This is a genomic window from Polycladomyces abyssicola (assembly GCF_018326425.1).
GTDB lineage: Bacteria > Bacillota > Bacilli > Thermoactinomycetales > JIR-001 > Polycladomyces > Polycladomyces abyssicola.
Genome location: NZ_AP024601.1, coordinates 2,010,094 through 2,030,325, shown reverse-complemented (window position 1 = coordinate 2,030,325; position 20,232 = coordinate 2,010,094). Strand labels below are relative to the sequence as shown.

General features: G+C 54.5%; 15 protein-coding genes. All 15 read left to right on the top strand.

Going from position 1 to position 20,232, the window contains the following annotated elements; translation table 11 throughout:
- The first annotated feature begins 2 nt into the window (after positions 1-2).
- The 15 genes from KI215_RS10110 to spoVE all read left to right on the top strand — a co-directional run bounded on the left by KI215_RS10110 (position 3) and on the right by spoVE (position 20,222).
- Positions 3-1,538: an acyl-CoA carboxylase subunit beta gene (locus KI215_RS10110; protein ID WP_212772620.1), complete on the top strand. Its 1,536-nt coding sequence runs from the start codon at positions 3-5 to the stop codon at positions 1,536-1,538.
- A 332-nt stretch (positions 1,539-1,870) separates the two neighbouring features.
- Positions 1,871-2,803, top strand: coding sequence for a ketopantoate reductase family protein (locus KI215_RS10105; RefSeq protein ID WP_212772619.1), 933 nt, complete (start codon positions 1,871-1,873; stop codon positions 2,801-2,803).
- A gap of 232 nt (positions 2,804-3,035) precedes the next feature.
- Positions 3,036-4,412: an MFS transporter gene (locus KI215_RS10100; protein ID WP_212772618.1), complete on the top strand. Its 1,377-nt coding sequence runs from the start codon at positions 3,036-3,038 to the stop codon at positions 4,410-4,412.
- An 83-nt stretch (positions 4,413-4,495) separates the two neighbouring features.
- Complete coding sequence (gene bshC / locus KI215_RS10095) at positions 4,496-6,130, top strand: bacillithiol biosynthesis cysteine-adding enzyme BshC (protein WP_212772617.1); 1,635 nt, start codon at positions 4,496-4,498, stop codon at positions 6,128-6,130.
- 494 nt (positions 6,131-6,624) lie between these two features.
- Complete coding sequence (locus KI215_RS10090) at positions 6,625-7,884, top strand: adenosylhomocysteinase (protein WP_212772616.1); 1,260 nt, start codon at positions 6,625-6,627, stop codon at positions 7,882-7,884.
- A gap of 141 nt (positions 7,885-8,025) precedes the next feature.
- Positions 8,026-8,463: a division/cell wall cluster transcriptional repressor MraZ gene (mraZ, locus tag KI215_RS10085; RefSeq protein WP_212772615.1), complete on the top strand. Its 438-nt coding sequence runs from the start codon at positions 8,026-8,028 to the stop codon at positions 8,461-8,463.
- Positions 8,464-8,482: 19 nt separating this feature from the next.
- On the top strand, positions 8,483-9,415 hold the full coding sequence (gene rsmH, locus KI215_RS10080) for a 16S rRNA (cytosine(1402)-N(4))-methyltransferase RsmH (protein WP_212772614.1): 933 nt from the start codon (positions 8,483-8,485) through the stop codon (positions 9,413-9,415).
- Positions 9,416-9,426: 11 nt separating this feature from the next.
- Positions 9,427-9,840: a cell division protein FtsL gene (gene ftsL, locus KI215_RS10075; protein ID WP_212772613.1), complete on the top strand. Its 414-nt coding sequence runs from the start codon at positions 9,427-9,429 to the stop codon at positions 9,838-9,840.
- A complete protein-coding gene (locus tag KI215_RS10070) occupies positions 9,837-11,600 on the top strand; it encodes a peptidoglycan D,D-transpeptidase FtsI family protein (protein ID WP_212772612.1) in 1,764 nt (587 codons plus the stop codon). Before ftsL ends, KI215_RS10070 begins: the two co-directional genes overlap by 4 nt.
- Positions 11,601-11,754: 154 nt before the next feature.
- Positions 11,755-13,683 (top strand): stage V sporulation protein D, encoded by a 1,929-nt coding sequence (locus KI215_RS10065; RefSeq protein WP_212772611.1) that lies wholly within the window; start codon positions 11,755-11,757, stop codon positions 13,681-13,683.
- A 114-nt stretch (positions 13,684-13,797) separates the two neighbouring features.
- Positions 13,798-15,270: a UDP-N-acetylmuramoyl-L-alanyl-D-glutamate--2,6-diaminopimelate ligase gene (locus tag KI215_RS10060; RefSeq protein ID WP_212772610.1), complete on the top strand. Its 1,473-nt coding sequence runs from the start codon at positions 13,798-13,800 to the stop codon at positions 15,268-15,270.
- A gap of 17 nt (positions 15,271-15,287) precedes the next feature.
- Positions 15,288-16,682: a UDP-N-acetylmuramoyl-tripeptide--D-alanyl-D-alanine ligase gene (locus tag KI215_RS10055; RefSeq protein ID WP_212772609.1), complete on the top strand. Its 1,395-nt coding sequence runs from the start codon at positions 15,288-15,290 to the stop codon at positions 16,680-16,682.
- Between the two features lie 10 nt (positions 16,683-16,692).
- A complete protein-coding gene (mraY, locus tag KI215_RS10050; protein WP_212775157.1) occupies positions 16,693-17,715 on the top strand; it encodes a phospho-N-acetylmuramoyl-pentapeptide-transferase in 1,023 nt (340 codons plus the stop codon).
- Positions 17,712-19,082, top strand: coding sequence for a UDP-N-acetylmuramoyl-L-alanine--D-glutamate ligase (murD, locus tag KI215_RS10045; protein WP_212772608.1), 1,371 nt, complete (start codon positions 17,712-17,714; stop codon positions 19,080-19,082). The genes mraY and murD overlap by 4 nt, the downstream gene beginning before the upstream one ends.
- 42 nt (positions 19,083-19,124) lie before the next feature.
- Positions 19,125-20,222, top strand: coding sequence for a stage V sporulation protein E (gene spoVE / locus KI215_RS10040; RefSeq protein WP_212772607.1), 1,098 nt, complete (start codon positions 19,125-19,127; stop codon positions 20,220-20,222).
- Positions 20,223-20,232: the final 10 nt, after the last annotated feature.

The following is a 20,232-nucleotide window of genomic DNA, read 5'->3' as shown; positions in this document are numbered from 1 at the left end:
CGATGCAAACAACTAGAGTGGAAACACTGGCACAGCGTGCGGAGAAGATCAAACAGGGGGGCGCCCCCAAATATCACGAACGACTGGCTCAGCAAAACAAACTGTTTGTCCGCAAACGGCTGGAATTGCTGTTTGACGACGATTTTCAACTGGAAGACGGCTTGTTTGCCAATTGCCTGGACGAATCGCTTCCTGCCGACGGCGTGGTGACGGTCATCGGCAAGGTGAACGGTCAAAGGGTTTGCGTGATGGCCAATGATGCTACGGTGAAGGCGGGGTCATGGGGTGCCCGTACGGTGGAAAAAATCATCCGCATCCAGGAAACTGCCGAACGATTGCGCATCCCGATGATTTATCTGGTCGATTCCGCCGGCGCCCGGATCACCGATCAGATCGAGATGTTTCCGGGCAGAAGGGGAGCGGGTCGGATCTTTTACAACCAGGTGAAACTGTCAGGCAAGATTCCACAAGTCTGCGTTCTGTTTGGTCCATCTGCCGCAGGGGGAGCGTACATCCCGGCATTTTGCGACGTGGTGATCATGGTCGATCAAAATGCCAGCATGTATCTGGGCTCGCCACGGATGGCCGAAATGGTGATCGGAGAGAAAGTGACGCTGGAAGAAATGGGTGGGGCCCGTATGCACTGTACCGTCAGTGGTTGTGGAGATGTTTTGGCTGTTAACGAAGTGGAAGCCATCGCGGCGGCGCGTCGTTACCTGAGCTATTTTCCGGCCAATTATACGCAAAAGCCACCGACGGCCAATCCAAAAGCCCCTTCCGTAAAAGCACGGCCGGTTTCCGAGATCGTACCGGAAAACCAAAACACGCCGTTTGACATGATGGAGCTGATAGAAGCCATCGTGGACGAGAATTCGTTTTTCGAGATGAAAAAACTGTTCGCTCGGGAGTTGATCACCGGATTTGCCCGTATCAATGGCCGTGTCGTGGGCATCATCGCCAACCAATCAAAGGTCAAAGGCGGTGTGTTGTTCGTTGATTCGGCCGACAAAGCGGCGCGGTTCATTACATTGTGCGACGCATTTCACATCCCGCTCATCTTTTTGGCTGATGTCCCCGGTTTCATGATCGGTACACAGGTGGAACGTGCCGGTATCATCCGTCATGGAGCGAAAATGATCGCAGCGATGTCGGAAGCAACTGTGCCCAAAATTTCGATCATCGTGCGCAAAGCCTACGGTGCCGGTTTGTACGCGATGGCAGGTCCCGCTTTTGAGCCGGATTGCTGTCTGGCCCTTCCCACTGCACAGATCGCGGTGATGGGTCCGGAAGCTGCGGTCAATGCGGTGTACAGCAACAAGATCGCCGAATTGGAGGAGCCGGAGCGAACCCAATTCATCATGCAGAAACGGGAAGAGTACAAAAAAGACATTGATATCTACCGCTTGGCTTCCGAATTGATTGTCGACGGAATCATCGAACCTGACCGGTTGCGCGAGGAGCTGATTGACCGTTTGGAAGCTTACGCGGATAAAGTGATGACATTCAGCGACCGAAAGCACCCGGTTTATCCGGTATAATCCAGCCCTGCAAAGAAGCAAATCATGGCCACAGTCGCTCACTGGAAAACATGGCCCCTTAACGATGACACCAGACACACCCTGGAAGAGCGGGTCCGAATTTCCCGTCGAGTGCGAAGCGGGGGCGGGAAATCGGAGCCCGCGGATTTCGTTACATCGCCCGCAGTTCGGGCTATTTTTTTGTTGTCTCCATTACGACTGGAGAAATTAGACATTGAGTCGGATGGTCAAGCATGTTCGCTGATAGTAAAATGAAAAAATAATAATGGACGAGGATGCGGGGAAAAGGGAGAGACGGTTGTTGTTCCGTCTGATTGAAAGGAGGGGATCGCATGCGGATTGGCGTGTGGGGTGGCGGGTCGTTGGGACTTTTGTGGGCGGCGCGTTTGGCTGCGTTGTATCCGGAGACGGTGTTGGTGACGCGAACGCGGGAACAGGCCGATGCCGTCCGAAATAAAGGAATCCGCGTCATCGGACTGGACGGAAAAGTGGAGCGAATTCCGGTACAGGCGGTGGAATCGGACCAAGCGACCGCCTCGTTTGATGTCATCATGTTGATGGTGAAACAACGCGATTTCACCTCAGCATTTCATCAGGCGATATCCGCCTGCACGCCGGATGGGGTAATCGTCTGCTGGCAGAATGGAGTGGGACATGACGCCGTTGTAAAGGAAACCAATCATACTCAAGCAGTATATGGAGCGGTCACCACCGAAGGGGCTTGGCGAGAGAGTATGACAGCCGTCCGTCATACCGGCGCCGGGAAGACGTGGATGGGCCCGCTTCTTGAAAAGAGAGAGGATCATCCGTCTTCGTTGCAATCGCTCATTGTACAGGTGGATCGGCAGTGGTGTCCGGTTGCGTTAGTGGATGATATCCAACCTCGGATATGGAAGAAAGTGATCATCAACAGTGTGATCAATCCCTTGACAGCTTTGTTGGAAGTAAAAAACGGCGAACTGCTTCGTCTGAAGGGCACCGGAGCGTTGATCCGGTCAGCGCTGGAGGAGGGAGTCGCGGTTGTGCGGGCGAAAGGGTTTCGGTGGGAGGTTGACGATATTTTCCATGAAGTGGAAGAGGTTTGTGGAAAGACGGCCTCCAACCGGTCCTCGATGTATCAGGATGTGATGCGAGGGCATGTGACGGAGATAGACTGGATCAACGGAGGAATCGTCAAGGAAGGATGCGCCCACGGGATCCCCACACCTATACATGAAACCCTGATGCGATTGATCCATGCCAAAGAAGAAAGAAACCGTCGTTAGGGGCATTTGATATCATTTTTTTCATTTCCATTCACCGTATGATATCATAAGAAATGGATAATGCAGTCAAAATACCTCTATTCACCAAGATTGCGGAGCCGGGTGCAGTAGCAACGATCCCATAAGACTGGACAACAAATCTGGTATAATCAAGTCAGCAAATGAGAGCTAATCATCGTTTCAATATGGAAGTCAAGGATCGGCAGGGGCAACACAGGGGGCGATCTTCACCATGCCGACAGCGAAAACGCGCATCGTGGATACATATGTGATCGCGATCTTTCTCAGTACCCTTGATATTGAGATTGTGACGCCTGTACTTTCGACCATCGCGGCCGACTTTGATCTGACACCTCGGTGGGCCGTATGGATGGTCGCTGTATATTTGGCGGTGTTTTCCATTGCTTTGCCGGTGATGGAACTGTGGCCTGTTCGTCAAACGCGGCAGCGTCTGTGGCTGTTGGCTTTGTTTTTGTACGCAGTCGGTTCGTTCGTGGTGAGCATAAGTTCTTCTTGGTCCTTGCTCTTGATAGGACGTATGCTGCAAGCACTGGGTTCTGGTGGAATGGTCCCTCTGTTTGCCGTTGCGATTCGTCGGTGGATACAAACAAGTCGTCCGTATATCCGCATCGGACTCACTTTGTTGTTGGCGGGTGTGCTGGTTGTCCTGCCCCTGCTCTCCGGGTGGACGGCCAGCATTTTTCACTGGCGGTGGCTGTTTATTCTGCCCATTCCGTTGGTGATCACATTGTTTTGGGTGGCTCCGCGAGCAACAACAGGATACGGTCGACGTTCGCAACCGTTGGATATCATAGGTGTCAGCTTTTTCGGATTGATGCTGTTTTTTGCGATGGCAGCCATGGCGATGATGAACCCCGATGATGGATGGCGAGCGGTCATCGCACCTCAAGTGTTGCCACTGTGGATCATGGCATTGGGGATGGTGGTCCCGCTGTTTATGGTGGAGAAACAGGCAGGGGCACCGTTTTTTACACCCATGATCTGGCAGGATCGCCGATTGCTGCTGTTTCATGTGTTCGTCTTTCTCACGGGCTTCAGTTGGTCATCCGTTGTGCTGATTCCGGGATGGACAGGTTTTTTGTTGCCGGAAATCGGGAATGCAGAAGGGTGGAGCTTAGCACTGATCGCAGCCTCCGCCAGCGCATCCGTGCCGTTGTCACGCAGGTTGGCCTCCCGTAAAGGGTGCTATGTCAATTTTACGTTGGGATTTGTGCTCTTGTATATCGCTGATTGGTTACTGGCTCGAATCCTGGTGCCCTGGACGGTATGGGTCGCGCTGGTATTGTGGGGGGTGGGTTTGGGGTTCACTCTAAGTGCGCCGCTTCACCTGTTGTTGTTGCAATGGCTTCCCTCGCGGCAGGTCCGGGTTGGATTGGTCGCCGCCGGCATGTCGCGCGCGGCGGGTGGGGCACTGGGATTGATTGCGCTGGCCTATGTGTTGGGACCAGTGGATCCGGACATCTGGTACCGTCATATCGGATCGTTGTATCCGCACTATCCGCGTGCAATGGAGTTGGCGGCAGGCGTTTCGGCGATCGGTTTTTTGTCCACCTTTCTTTTGCCCCGAAAGTCGGAAGAGCGTAATTGACCGGTTGACTACGAATGGTTGTTCCCGGCAGCAGTATTCGTGTTATACTTGGAAGCAGTCAGAGGAGAGAAAAGGGGTATCGAATGAGAACGCAAGGCATCCAGTTCAAGCCGGCCCACCCAATGGTGGCAGATTATATGAAATGTTCTCCTTCCGTTCGCCCTTTCTATGGATATGATCCGTACAAGGAATCATCATTTCGCGTGCGGGCAGAACGGATATTGAGCCGTTCGCGGTCAGTTTCACGGCAAGCGTTGGTCGATGTCCTGCGGGCGTATCATCGGGATGAGGAGACCCACCCGGCTGTGGAACGAAACTGGAAGCGGTTGACCGATCCTGACAGCCTGGTGGTGATCGGTGGCCAGCAGGCCGGCCTGTTGACAGGACCGTTATATACGATTTACAAGGCGGTCACGTTGATTCAACTGGCCCGACGGGAGGAAGCACGTCTGGGACGACCCGTGATTCCTGTTTTTTGGATAGCCGGAGAAGATCACGACCTGAATGAAGTGGATCACATTACCCTCCCTTCGGGGGATCAGCACCATCCTATCCACAGACATCGGTTGCACGTCTCTGTCGAAGGGCGGCCGTCCGTCGGACGGATCGAAATCGAGGGCACCATACTGCAGGAATGGTTGGACCAACTGTCCCGCATGCTTCCCGATACCGAGCACAAACGGGAGGTGTTGTCCCGTTTGCGTCAGCTGGGCGGTAACCGGGTCAACTGGAGCCGGTATTTTGCCCGGTTGATGCATGAACTGTTCGGGCGGTGGGGATTGTTGCTCGTCGATTCAGCCGACCCCGGGCTCCGGCGATTGGAAGTGCCACTTTTTGAAGAGTTGATTCGGGACCGGGAGGGATTGGCAGTCACTGCTTGGCGGCAAAGGGAGGCCGTTGAAGCAGCCGGTTATCCGTCGCAAGTGGATGTCAATAGCAATCAAGCTCATCTGTTTTTGAACTTGGACGGAAACCGGGAGGCTCTCTATCTGGAAAACGGGCAATTTGTCACCAAGGATGGTACCCATCGATGGACAGCAGAGGCGTTGTTGGACATCGCCTGTACGCAACCGGAACGATTGAGCAATAATGTGATTACCCGCCCATTGATGCAGGAGTTTTTGTTCCCCACTTTGGCTGTGGTGCTCGGACCAGGTGAGATCGCTTATTGGGGATTGCTCAAACCGCTGTTTGAGCGTTACGGGATGGAGATGCCGCCGTTGGTGCCCAGGAGGCACTATACGTTGGTGGACCGGGCGTCGGCCAAATATCTGTCCCGATTCTCCCTGACGTGGGACGATGTCGTCGATCATCTGGAGGAGAAAAAACGGACATGGTTGCTCGCGCAACAGACAGTGGATGTGGAGTCGCTGTTTGCTCAGGCGCAATCGGCCATCGACCGGATTTACGAGCCTTTGATCGCGGAAATTGGTTCCGTGGAAAAGGGTTTGGTTGCTCTGGGAGAGAAAAACAGAGAAAAAGTGCACGAACAGATCCAGTACCTGAAGAAGAAATCAATCCGGGCGATTGAGCGGCGGCATGCCGTCGACCTGCGTCAGTGGGATCATTTAGGGAGGATGTTGCTCCCAGGGGGCAAATGGCAGGAACGGGTGTATAACATCGTCTACTTCTGGAATCAATACGGTTTGGAATGGTTGGAGTGGCTGGTGGAACAGCCTCTCCCTTCAGCGGATCGTCATTGGTTGGTATACTTATGAGAAATAATACAGAGCAAGCACGATGTTGACGAACAGCTGTGATAAGCCATAGCCATCTTCCGGCTGAGCGATTCTGAACGGTGTCTGGTGAAATCGTAAGGGAGCAAATGCTTTCCCAGATATGCGAAGAATTAAGCCCGGCCGAGCGAAGATCCGGAAAGCGCAGGAATGAAATCGCGGGCAACTTCCTCTAATCGAAGCATACTTTGCCCGCGCCATGCGCTCCGGGGCGGAACGGGCATAACCTGCTTCCTTACAGGACACAGGTGGAGTGAACCGGGAAAGCAATTGGACAGTGTTCATCAGACAGCTCCACGTGAGGATATGAAGCGGCAGGAGGGAGACGGGCGATTCACGGCATCTTTATTATCAGTCTCAGCTAAAGGGTTTTCACCGTCTTGTTACCATGCGGCGGACTGGAAGTCGGTCAATGGGGGGCGGGACGGCTGAATGACACATATATCCATATCGAATGATGTAAGGAGGACTGTTTCATGAATGTACGAGAAACCAGTATCGTGAAAGATTTGAGCTTGGCACCACAAGGTCGCCTCAAAATCGATTGGGCACGTGAACACATGCCGGTGTTGAACCGGATTCGTGAGAAATTCATCGCTGAAAAACCGCTGGCTGGTCAAAAAGTGGCGATCTCGCTTCATTTGGAAGCGAAGACGGCCAACCTGGCGGAAGTGATCCGGGACGCTGGTGCAGAAGTGACGATCACTGGGAGCAACCCCTTGTCGACGCAAGACGACGTGTGTGCGGCATTGGTGGAATCGGGCATTCAAGTGTTCGCGAAATACAACCCGACACCGGAAGAGTACAAGGAGCATCTGATTCGCACTTTGGAAACCCGTCCGGATCTGATCATTGACGACGGTGGTGATCTGGTAGGGATCCTGCACGCAGAACGGCCGGATTTGATGGAGCAAATCAAGGGAGGATGCGAAGAGACGACGACCGGTATCCTGCGCTTGCGTGCATTGGAAAAATCGGGTGAGTTGAAATTCCCGATGGTGGCGGTCAACGACGCTTACTCCAAATTCCTGTTCGACAACCGGTACGGTACCGGACAATCCGTGTGGGACGGCATCATGCGCACAACCAACCTCGTTGTAGCCGGCAAAACGGTAGTCGTCGTGGGGTACGGCTGGTGCGGCCGCGGGGTGGCCATGCGTGCCAAAGGTTTGGGTGCCCGTGTGATCGTCACCGAGGTGGATGCGATCAAAGCGACTGAAGCGCATATGGACGGTTTCACCGTGATGCCGATGATGGAAGCTGCCAAATACGGCGACATTTTCGTGACGGTAACCGGTAACCGCGCTGTGATCACTGGTGATCATTATCCGCTGATGAAAAACGGAGCCATCTTGGCCAATGCGGGTCACTTCGATGTTGAGATAGACAAAGTCTCGCTGGAAGAGCAAGCGGTAAGCAAGCGTATTGTGCGGAAGGACATCGAGGAATTCGTGATGCAAGACGGGCGGAAGATCTACCTGCTTGGAGAAGGCCGGTTGGTCAACCTGGTAGCAGGCGACGGACATCCGGCGGAGATCATGGATATGACCTTTGCCCTGCAAGCCCTGTGCCTGCTTTACGTCCATGACAACCATGAAAAAATCGGTCGTCACGTCATCGATGTCCCGTATCACCTGGATGAACAGGTGGCCCGTTACAAACTGGAGTCCTTGGGTGTGCATATCGACGATTTGACCGAAGACCAAGAAGAGTACCTTGCCAGCTGGAAAGTGTAAGGGTTGACAAAAAATTGAATTGCTATCAAAAAATCCTGCGCCGAGGCGCAGGATTTTTTAGTATGCTCGTGGTATAATTTACAATGTGGTGGAAAGTGGGGGGAAGTGGAGGGAAGGGGGTAGCGAGGGGAGGGCAGTACCATGTTCATGGGTGAATACCGGCATGCCATCGACGACAAAGGTCGTTTGATCATCCCGTCGAAATTTCGCGAAGAGCTGGGCGCGCCGTTCGTGATCACCCGTGGCTTGGACAACTGTCTGTTTGCATACCCTCGGACGGAGTGGAAACAACTAGAAGAGAAACTGAAATCGTTGCCGTTTACCCGTGCGGATGCTCGCGCGTTTACCCGCTTTTTCTTCTCCGGCGCGATAGAAGCCGAGTTGGACAAGCAGGGGCGGGTAACCCTTCCTGCCAATCTTCGTCAGTATGCCAAACTGGAAAAAGAGTGTGTCATCATCGGCGTTTCCAACCGAGTGGAAATCTGGAGTGGAGAATCGTGGGAAGCTTACTACGCGGCCTCTGAGGATTCGTTCAACGAAATTGCGGAAAAGCTCGTAGACTTCAACCTGGAACTGTAGGAGAAAAGGATGAACAAATGTGTTTCAACATGAGACCGTGCTCAAACATGAAGCGGTGGAGGGGCTGAATGTTCGGCCGGACGGCGTGTATGTCGACTGTACGCTGGGGGGAGCGGGTCATACACGCCTGATTGCGGAACATCTTGGCCCTGCCGGTACCGTGATTGGCATTGATCAGGATGATGTCGCTTTGCAAGCGGCGCATGAACGACTGCGCGACGTGGGATGCAGGGTCCACTTGATCAAAAGCAATTTCCGTCGCCTGAAGGAAATATTGGCATCGATAGGTTTGGAACGAGTGGACGGTGTATTGTTCGACCTCGGTGTTTCTTCGCCGCAGTTGGACGAAGGAGAACGAGGATTCAGCTACCACCGGGACGCGCCGTTGGACATGCGGATGGACCCCGAAGCGCCTCTGACCGCCCGGGAAGTGGTTAACACTTGGCCCGAAGCGGAATTGGCGCGCATTTTGTCTCAATATGGAGAGGAGCGGTTTGCCCGGCGGATTGCCCGGATGATCGTCAACCGTCGGAGAGTTTCCCCGATCGAGACGACGGGAGAGTTGGCGGAGATCATCAAGGAAGCCATTCCCGCACCCGCACGTCGAACAGGCCCGCACCCGGCACGTCGTTCGTTTCAGGCGATTCGCATCGCGGTCAATGACGAGTTGAACGCGTTTCAATCTGCATTGGAGCAGGCGATTGACGGCTTGAACCCGGGGGGGAGGGTGGCCGTGATCACCTTTCATTCATTGGAAGACCGGATATGTAAACGCACGTTTCAGGAGAAGGAAAAACAGTGCGTTTGTCCGCCGGAGTTTCCAGTGTGCGTCTGCGATCAACAACCGGTTTTGCGTGTGATCACCAAAAAACCTATCCTTCCGTCGGAAGAAGAGATCAGAGAAAATCCGCGAGCCCGATCAGCCAAATTGCGCATCGCGGAGAAATTATAGGAGGGTCAGCGATGAAAAAATACCGGGGAAACGTCGCGATGGCTGTTGTGGAGGAGCGCCGGCAGGGCACCCGGCAATCCAAACGGCCCCGAACGGAGCGGGCGCACGGATTGACCACCGGCGAGAAGCTCCTCTATTTGTTGAGTGTGGTAGTTTGCGTCGCACTTGCCTCTGTTATCCTCTCCAAATACGCCGAACTGACGGCGCTCAATCTCTCCGCTCAACAGATGGACCGCCAGATCCGGGAGTTGCAGGAGACGAATCAACAGCTGGAAATTCAACAGAAAAAGTTGTCCAGCGACGAGCGCATCCGTGAATATGCGGAACAAAAAGGCATGAAGCGGGTGAAGTCTTACAAGACGTTGCCCGTTCCCAGTCACTCTTCCGCCGCCCAGCAACAGAAACCAGCCAACCATGAGGGGTGAAAACGAAGAAACAGATGGAAAAAAACAAAAACAGTCAGTTGCGTTCACTGGTGATCGGGCTATTCTTTATCCTTTTGTTCATGGTCATTATCGGTAGACTGCTCTGGATTCAGACCGTGGACGCATCCGATCTTCGCAGAAAGGCGGAAGCCAACTGGCGGATCAGCAAGGTGCTTGAACCTCGCCGTGGAACCATCATGGACCGCAACGGCAACGTGCTGGTTCAATCCATGCCTGCCTATGTCATTGCCGCAGACGTGAGCTTGGTGAAAGATCCCCACGCCTATGCCAAGAAGTTATCTCCACTGCTGGGTATTCCCGAGGACAAACTGGTAGCCAAACTATCTAAGAAAAAAGGTCAGGTCGAATTGCGGGACGGCAACAACTACAAAGTGTCCCCACAAACACGCGATCAGATCATGAAGTTGGGGCTGGATGGGATTTACTCGTATCCTGCAACGATGCGCGTCTATATGGAAGGTCCGTTGGCAGCCCACGTACTGGGGTTTGTCAATATGGACAATCAAGCGACCGGTGGTGTTGAACAGCGTTATGACTCATTACTTCGCGGCCAGCCCGGAACCTGGTCGTTTCAAAAAGACGCCAACGGTTGGAAGCTCTCAGGTGGAGTTGAAAAATTTCAACCGCCGCGGGACGGAAAAAATCTGATTCTCACCATCGACAATCGCTTGCAATATGAAGTGGAGCGAATTTTGGAACAAGCGATGCGACGGTATCAAGCCAAAGCGGCGACCGCTGTCGTGGCTAATCCTGACACCGGCGAGATTCTGGCAATGGCCAATCGCCCCACATTTGATCCGAGTCGTTATGCCAAAACGTGGAAGCCGGGGATCAACACGACCAATCTGGCAGTCAGCAGCCAATTCGAACCCGGTTCCACGTTTAAAATTGTGACGCTGGCGGCTGCCATCGAGGAAGGCTTGTTTCATCCGGACGACACGTTTTCCTCGGGTGCGATCCGGGTAAAGGACCGGGAGATTCACGATTGGAACGAGACAGGCTGGGGGGAAATCTCTTTCCGTCAAGGGGTGTACCTATCGAGTAACGTGGCGTTTGTCATGTTGGGTCAGGCATTGGGAGCCGATCGGTTGGAGACTTATATTGACAAGTTCGGGTTTGGCCGCATCACCGCTCAGAAAGGCCGGAAAACGGGGATCGACCTCCCGGCGGAAGAGCGCGGCTATTTTTACGGCCGGTCGTTGTATCCGTCGGAATTGGCCGCTACCGCTTTCGGACAGGGAATCTCAGTGACGCCAATTCAACAAGTGGCGGCGGTATCGGCGATTGCCAACGGCGGAAAATGGGTCCAACCACATGTGGTCAGGGCGATCCAGGATCCCGGCCGACACGGAAAGATGCAAATGATTCGACCGCGGTCCCGAAAAGTTATCTCCGACAGGACTGCCGCAGAAGTAAGGCAACTGTTGCGCGGAGTGGTGATGTACGGCACCGGCAAAGAAGCGGATCTGCCCGGCTACGACATCGCCGGGAAAACGGGAACGGCTCAGAAACCGTCTCCCCGTGGCGGTTACATTCCGGGAGAATACCACGTCTCCTTTATCGGATTTGCACCGGCTGATCATCCCAAAGTAGTGGTCTATGTCGCGATAGATGCTCCAACCGTTTCCGGCGGAGCCACGGGTGGCACTGTTGCCGCGCCGGTCGCCAAGGAATTGTTCCAAAAGGCGTTTCAAGTACTGCACATATTACCCCGTACAAGCACCAAAACCGCTCCTTGAAGCATCGGTGGGGGCGGTTTTTTCATCGTGCGTCATTTCCTGCAAACGAAGTAGGATATGATGTTGAAGGAGATTGACGTGGCTTCTTGTCATGTTCGCCCCTTTCCGGGAATAGGTTGTCTCATAGGACATCCTGTTCGGGGAGGGGAGCGGATTGCGCATCTCCAGCGCGATGGTTCGCCGCCGATTGTTCGCGGCATTGATCGTGGTGATCGTTTTGTTTGCGGGATTGTTGGGACGTTTGGCCTATGTACAACTCGTCAAAGGAGATTGGTTGACGGAACGAGCGGAACAGTTGTGGAACCGTAATATTCCGTTTGAGGCGAAGCGGGGGCGTATATTGGATCGGCAGGGAAAAGTGATGGCTTACAACGTCAGCACGCCGTCGGTCATGGCGATCCCGGCCCAGGTAAAGGATCCTGCGGAAACCGCTCGCTTGTTGGCGCGGATTCTGAACGCTCCTGAGGAGAGTATCTATCGGCAAATCACCAAACGTTCGCTTACCGTTTGGATTAAAGAAGGGCGCAAAATCTCAGAAGACGTGGCCCGAGACATTCAGGCTTTGCGTCTGCCAGGGATTGCCGTGACGGAAGACAGCAAACGCCATTATCCGTATGGTGCAATGGCTGCCCATGTCCTGGGATTTGCCGGTATCGACAATCAGGGTCTGTCCGGCTTGGAATTGGAATACGACAAACGTCTCAGCGGGGTGAGAGGGTACGTTTCCTTCAAGGCCAATGCACGTCATGAAAAACTGCCGGGCGGGGTCGAATCATTCACCCCACCCAAAGACGGAATGGATCTGGTCACCACAATCGATTTTTATATTCAGAATGTGTTGGAGCGGGAAATGGACCAGGCGATGGTACAATATCAACCGGAAAACGTGCTGGCCATTGCGATGGACCCCCGTACGGGAGAAGTGTTGGGCATGGCCAGCAGGCCTACATTTAATCCCGCTCATTACCGGGATGCTGATCCAATGGTCTACAACCGCAACTTACCGATCTGGAAAACATTTGAACCGGGGTCTACCTTCAAAATCATCACGCTGGCAGCAGCGTTGGAAGAGAAAAAGATCAGCTTGACGGAAGGGTTCACCGATCCCGGTTTCATCAATGTGAGCGGTGCCCGGCTGCGTTGCTGGAAGCATGGCGGGCACGGGCACCAAAGTTTTCTGGAAGTGGTGGAAAACTCCTGCAACCCTGGCTTTGTCAATATGGGTCAACGGCTGGGGGAAGAGAAGCTCTTTTCCTACATCCGCAAATTCGGATTCGGTCGGAAAACGGGTATCGACCTGAACGGGGAAGCCAGGGGCATCCTCTTCTCCCCCGAACGGGCAGGGCCGGTGGAAGTAGCGACCACCGCATTTGGCCAAGGTGTATCGGTGACACCGATACAGCAGGTGGCAGCTGTTTCGGCGGCGATCAACGGTGGATACCGGGTAGTGCCCCATTTGGCCAAGGCATGGTTGGACCCGGAGACGAGCCAAGTGGTAGAACGGGAGGATCCCGGGAAGAAAGAACGCATCATCTCCGAAGAAACCTCGCGCAAAGTGAGAGAGGCACTGGAATATGTCGTTGCCAAAGGAACGGGGAGAAAAGCGTTCGTTGACGGCTACCGTGTCGGCGGGAAGACGGGAACAGCGCAAAAGGTGGGACCGGACGGGCGATATCTGCAAAACAATCACGTCGTCTCGTTCATCGGTTTTGCCCCGGCCGACGATCCCCGATTGGTTGTTTATGTGGCGGTGGACAATCCGAAAGGCATCCAGTTCGGCGGGGTGGTCGCTGCACCAATCGTGGGGCGCATTTTGGATGATGGTTTAAGATATATGGGCGTTCCCAAACGGAAAAACCAAGTTCCTCCTGAAAATACGGCTACTTCGGTTCCCTATGTGGAAGTCCCCGATTTGATCGGGGAAAACGTGAGCCAGATCCGCAACAGTTTGTATTCTTTCCCCCTTCTGGCGACTGGGCGCGGATCGTATGTGATGGATCAACTCCCGCAACCGGGGCAGCGGGTCAAAAAGGGAACGCCGATTCGTATCTACTTGGGTGACAAATCGGGAAAAGGGGATTAAAATAGGAATGTGCAAAAATCATCATGCCAGGAACCTACCTGGCATTTCTCGTGTCTTTTTCTTTTTTCAGGGTGGTTTCATTTCATCTGGAAAAATCGGAGGAGGAGCGGCTTGATGAAATTAAAAGAGTTGCTCCGGCCGCTCGTCATCGCGAAAGTGGTCGGAAATGCCGACATCGAGATTATGGGGATTGAGACGGACTCCCGCAGGGTACGCCCTGGTCACCTGTTTGTGGCTTTGCGCGGGTTTACCGTGGACGGTCATCGCTTTGTTCGCCAAGCGGTGGAACAGGGCGCCGTCGCCGTGTTGGTAGAGGAAGATGTCGACGTACCTGTTACGGTGGTACGCGTACCGGATACCCGACGGGCGATGGCTGTACTGGCGGCCACGTTTTACCGTCACCCGACTCGAGAGCTGAAATTGATCGGGGTGACTGGTACCAACGGAAAAACAACCACCGTGCACCTGATTCAGCGTATTTTGAACGATTTCGGCACACCGGCCGGCATGATTGGCACCATCCACATGCAGATCGGCGATCGCACCTACCCGGTTCAAAACACAACGCCGGATGTCGTCGAACTGCAAAAAGGATTCCGCATGATGCGGGACGCCGGATGTGCCTACGCGGTGATCGAAGCATCGTCTCATGCATTGGATTTGGGAAGAACCCGGGGATGCGAATTTCATTCCGCCGTGTTCACCAACCTGACACAGGATCATTTGGACTATCACAAAACGATGGAAGAGTACCGAGCGGCCAAAGGCTTGTTGTTTAGCCAGCTGGGCAACCGTTACGAAGACGATCCGGCCGACAACCGGTACGCGATTTTGAACGCGGATGACGAAGCTTCCGCTTATTTTGCCCGCATTACTCCGGCGCAGGTGATTACATACGGCATCGAACAGAATGCCGACGTACGGGCCGAACAGATCCGCCAGGGTGCGGATGGTACGCGTTTCGTGTTGCGCACGTTCCGGGGTGATGTCGATCTTCACTTGCAATTGGTGGGTAAATTCAATGTCTACAACGCGCTTGCCGCTACGGCAACCGCATTGGCCGAGGGGATTCCGCTCGAACACATCAAGCGGAGTCTGGAATCCGTTTCCGGTGTCAATGGCCGGTTTGAAAAAGTGGACGAAGGTCAACCGTTCACCGTGCTGGTGGATTATGCACACACACCGGATAGTTTGGAAAATGTGCTGAAAACGATTCGCGAATTTGCCGAAGGCACCATATACTGCGTGGTGGGATGTGGCGGTGACCGCGATCGGACCAAGCGTCCCATCATGGCGAAGATTGCTGCAACTTACGCGGATGTCGCTTTGTTTACATCGGACAACCCCCGCACCGAAGATCCGGAGGCGATACTCGCGGACATGGTGGAGGGCGTGAAAGAGGTGCCAAAAGACCGGTATGATGTAATCGTCGACCGCCGGGAGGCCATTTTCGAAGCGATCCGTCGGGCGCGTCCGGGTGATGTGGTATTGATTGCGGGGAAAGGGCACGAAACGTATCAAGAGATCAACGGCGTGCGCCATGATTTTGATGATCGGGAAGTAGCCAGAGAAGCGCTGCGTTCGTGAGAGCGGGAGGAACGAGCATGATCGAACAAACGTGTGAATGGGCGTCCAAAGTGACGAACGGTCGTCTGCTGGGAACCGTGTCCGACCGCAGGCTCGTGTTCAAGGGGGTGTCGACCGACACCCGCACACTACAGCCGAATCAGTTGTACGTGCCGCTGGTGGGAGAGCGGTTTGATGGACACGATTTTTGGCGGGATGCGGTGGACAAGGGAGCGGCCGCCTGTTTGTGGCAACAGGACCGGCCTGTACCCGAGACGGCGGATGTGCCGTTCATTCTGGTGGAGGATACCCTGGAGGCGTTGCAGGCGATGGCATCGGCCTATCGCGATACGTGGTCGATTCCGGTCATCGCCGTGACGGGAAGTAACGGGAAGACGACCACCAAAGATCTGATTGCATCGGTATTGTCGGTACGCCATCGTGTACACAAAACACAGGGTAATCTGAACAACCACATCGGCGTGCCTTTGACTCTGTTGTCCCTGCCAAGGGAGGCGAAAGCGGCCGTCGTGGAAATGGGCATGAACCACAAGGGGGAAATAGCGCTCTTGTCGCGGATTGCCAAACCGGATGTGGCCGTGATCACCAACATCGGTGAGTCGCACCTGGAACACCTGGGCAGTCGTGCCGCCATCGCCGATGCCAAATGCGAGATTGGCGAGGGATTGGCTCCGAATGGCACCTGGGTGATTCACGGCGACGAACCGTTATTGTTGGAGCGAGTGAGGCAGGAATCGCGCCGAGTGGTGAAAATCGGTTGGGGGGGCGATAATGACGATCGTCCTGAATCGATCAGCCTGAACGGGCTGTCCGGTATTTCTTTTGTTTCCGCACAGACGGGGGCTCGCTTTTCCATTCCGCTCCTGGGAAGACACAATGCTGTCAATGCGCTGATGGCGGCTGCCGTCGGCCGGTTGTTGGGCTTGAGTGAAGAAGAAATTCGCCGAGGTTTGTCTGAAGCACAATTGACAGGGATGCGTTTGGAGCTACGAAAGACGGCGAAGGGTATGCTGATCATCGATGACACTTACAATGCCAGCCCCACTTCCATGAGGGCAGCCATTGACCTGCTGATGGAGCTGGATGAGGGCAAAGAGAAGTGGGTGCTCCTGGGCGACATGATGGAAATCGGTGCCCAGGAAGCGGCGTATCACCGTGAAATCGGGCGTTATGCTGCAGAAAAAGGTGTATCCCGCGTTTATACGTTGGGAGAGAAAGCCGGGTGGATCGGTGAAGGGGTGACATCAGCCAATCCCACCATTCCGGTTCGCCATTTCGGGACACGAACAGAAGCGGCCCAAACCTTGCAGGAACAGGGTGGACCGCAGGTGATCCTGTTGGCGAAAGCATCCCGGGCTGTTAAACTGGATGAGGTTGTGAAAGATTTAACAAAAGGGGAGAAATCAGACTAAAATGGATACGATGGACATTCGCCTCTTTTTGATTCCGCTGGCAGTGGCGCTAGGGATCACAGTCCTGCTCGGACCGATGGTGATTCCGGTTTTGCGGCGGTTGAAATTCGGTCAGAGCATCCGCGAGGAAGGACCGCAGGCACACTTGAAAAAAGCGGGAACGCCCACAATGGGCGGTGTCATGTTTTTGACGGCAATCGTTCTGACAGCTATTCCGTTCAGTGCAGCACTCCCGTTCGGCAACAACATCGTGGAAAATGTGATCAATCCGGACTTGTTTTTCCTTGTATTTGCCACGTTGGGGTACGGGATTCTCGGATTTCTGGATGACTACATCAAGGTCGTGATGAAACGAAACCTGGGGCTGACAGCCAAACAGAAGCTGTTGGGACAGTTGTTCATCGGCTTGGTTCTCTTTTGGGTGTTGCTGGAGGTTCGTGTGTATCACGAAGGAACAATCGGCTACATCTTCTCCGTTCACATTCCAGGAACGGGTCTGGAATGGCACCTGAACTGGCTGTATCTCCCGTTGCTGCTGTTCATCATGATCGGTACATCCAACGCGGTCAACCTGACTGACGGCCTGGACGGCTTGGTGGCGGGAACAGCGGCGATCGCCTACGGCGCTTTTGCCGTTATCGGTTGGATGCAAAGCAACATCACCGTGACCATTTTCTCCATGGCTGTAGTGGGGTCTTTGCTGGGATTCCTGGTGTTCAATGCGCATCCTGCCAAGGTGTTCATGGGCGATACCGGATCATTGGCATTGGGAGGCGGTTTGGCGGCACTCTCCGTCATCACGAAGACGGAATTGCTGTTGCCTGTCATCGGGGCCGTATTCGCCGCGGAAACGTTGTCTGTGATGTTGCAGGTGGCGTCGTTTAAGCTTCGCGGCAAACGGATTTTCCGTATGAGTCCGCTTCACCACCATTTTGAGTTGTCCGGTTGGTCGGAATGGCGCGTGGTCACTACCTTCTGGTTTGCCGGGTTCATCTTTGCGCTCTTGGGCATCTATCTGGAGGTGTTCCTATGATATTGCGCGACGCCGAAGAATGGGCCGGCCGATCCGTTGTTGTACTCGGTCTGGCCAAAAGCGGTGGGGCAGTGGCCAAGCTGCTCCACCGGTTGGGCGCGCAAGTGGTGGTGAATGACAAAAAGCCACGGGAAGCATGTCCCGAGGCAGATGAGCTGGAAGCGCTCGGGATTCAGGTGATTTGTGGTCACCATCCTGACGATTTGCTGACGAATGGTGTGGACGTACTCGTCAAAAACCCGGGGATTCCCTATTCTGCTGCCCCGGTTCGCCAGGCGCAGGAGATGGGAATTCCCGTCATCACGGAAGTGGAGGTGGCGGGCGGGTTAACTGCCTCCCGTTTGGTCGGCATCACCGGCTCCAACGGGAAAACGACCACCACTTCCTTAGTGGGACAGATGCTCTCAACGGGAGGAATTCCATCCCGGGTCGCCGGCAACATCGGCATGGCGTTATCGGAAGTAGTGCAGGAAACTCGGCCTGATGAATGGTTGGTGGTGGAGCTGAGCAGTTTCCAGCTCAAAGGAACAAAACATTTCCACCCGAAAGTGGCCTCCTTGCTCAACATTGTGCCGGCTCATCTGGATTATCACGGGACGATGGAAGACTACATCGCCTCCAAACAGCGTCTGTTCCGAAATCAGACGTCGGAGGACGCGGCCGTGTTTAACTGGGATAATCCGGTATGCAGGGAAACGGCGGCGTCGGTGAAAAGCCGAGTGTGGTGGTTCAGTCGTCGGGAGCCTGTTCCGCGCGGTGCGATGGTCGAAGACGGGTGGATTCGTCTGCGGACGGATGAAGGGGAAGTTCCGTTGCTTCCGGTAAAAGAGGTGGCACTGCCGGGAGCGCACCACCTGGAAAACGCACTCGCTGCTGCCGTGATCGCCCATCTTTGCGGGTGTCCGACCGATGCGATCGCAAATGTACTCCGCACCTTCCGCGGTGTGGAGCACCGGTTGGAATATGTGGGGACAGTGGACGGTGTCGCGTATTATAATGACTCCAAAGCTACCAATGCACAAGCCGCGATCCGGGCATTGGAATCCTTTGATCAGCCGATCGTGTGGATAGGGGGCGGTTTGGATCGCGGAGTAGATTTTCACGAGTTGGTTCCGGTATTTGCTCAACGAGTGAAGGCAGTGGTGGCGTACGGTCAGTCGGCCCCCATCTTGCTCGCACGTGCTGAAGAGGCCGGGGTGCCCATTCGTCTGGGCGTCAAGGATGTGGCGGAAGCAGTCGCGGAAGCGAGCAAAGCTGCACAACCGGGCGACGTGGTACTGTTGTCGCCGGCATGTGCCAGCTGGGACATGTACACTTCGTTTGAGGAGCGGGGAAGCATTTTTAAACAAGCCGTGCATAGGCTGTAGAGAGGGCTTGCCCCAATCCGACGAACGAGGTGAATAACGCCCATGTCCAAAATGCGAACCAACCCGGATTACGTGATCGTCACGGCAATTCTGTTACTGCTGGCCATCGGGGTCATCATGGTCTATAGCGCCAGTGCCGCCTATTCGTATCATCGGTACGACGACGCGTTTTTCTATGCGAAACGGCAGTTGTTGTTCGCAGGCTTGGGCGTGTTTCTGATGTTTGTGATTTCCAATTTGGACCCCCGGCGTTTTGCTGAGTGGGCGAGGCTCGGAATCATTCTGTGTTTTTTCCTTCTGATCGTGGTATTGATCCCCGGAGTGGGCCTATTACGTGGCGGTGCTCGCAGTTGGTTAGGGATCGGCGCGTTCAGCATTCAGCCGTCGGAGTTTATGAAACTGGCGATGATTGCGTTTTTGGCGCGCTATCTGTCTGAGCACGCCGACGGAATGCACCGCTTCACGACGGGGCTTCTCCCGCCTTTGGCCATTGTGGGTGCGGCATTTGCCCTGATCATGATGCAGCCTGACTTGGGTACAGGAACCGTATTGGTAGGGACGGGGATTGCCATGATCTATGCCGCGGGAGCCCGTCTTTCCCACCTGGGCGGTTTGGGATTGCTGGGTGTGGGTGGGTTCGCTGCGTTGGTGTTGGCGGCACCCTACCGAATTAAGCGCATCACGGCGTTTCTCAATCCGTGGCAAGATCCGCTGGGTGCCGGATATCATCTCATCCAATCGCTCTATGCGATCGGTCCCGGCGGATTGATGGGTTTGGGTCTTGGCATGAGCCGGCAAAAACATCTTTATTTGCCGGAACCGCATACGGACTTCATCTTCTCGATCTTGGCGGAAGAGTTGGGTTTTATCGGTGCAGGCACGGTGATTATGTTGTTTTCGATACTGGTGTGGCGGGGGATTCGTGTGGCTATTATGGCTCCCAATTTGTTCAGCAGTTTGCTGGCTACGGGGGTGACGGCGATGATCACCATTCAGGCCGTCATTAATATCGGCGTCGTCACCGGAGCGTTTCCCGTCACCGGGATTACGTTGCCCTTTTTAAGCTACGGCGGCTCCTCCCTGACACTGACGCTTGCTGCTGTGGGCATTTTGCTCAATCTGTCCCGCTACACCAGGTAAAGACACCAAC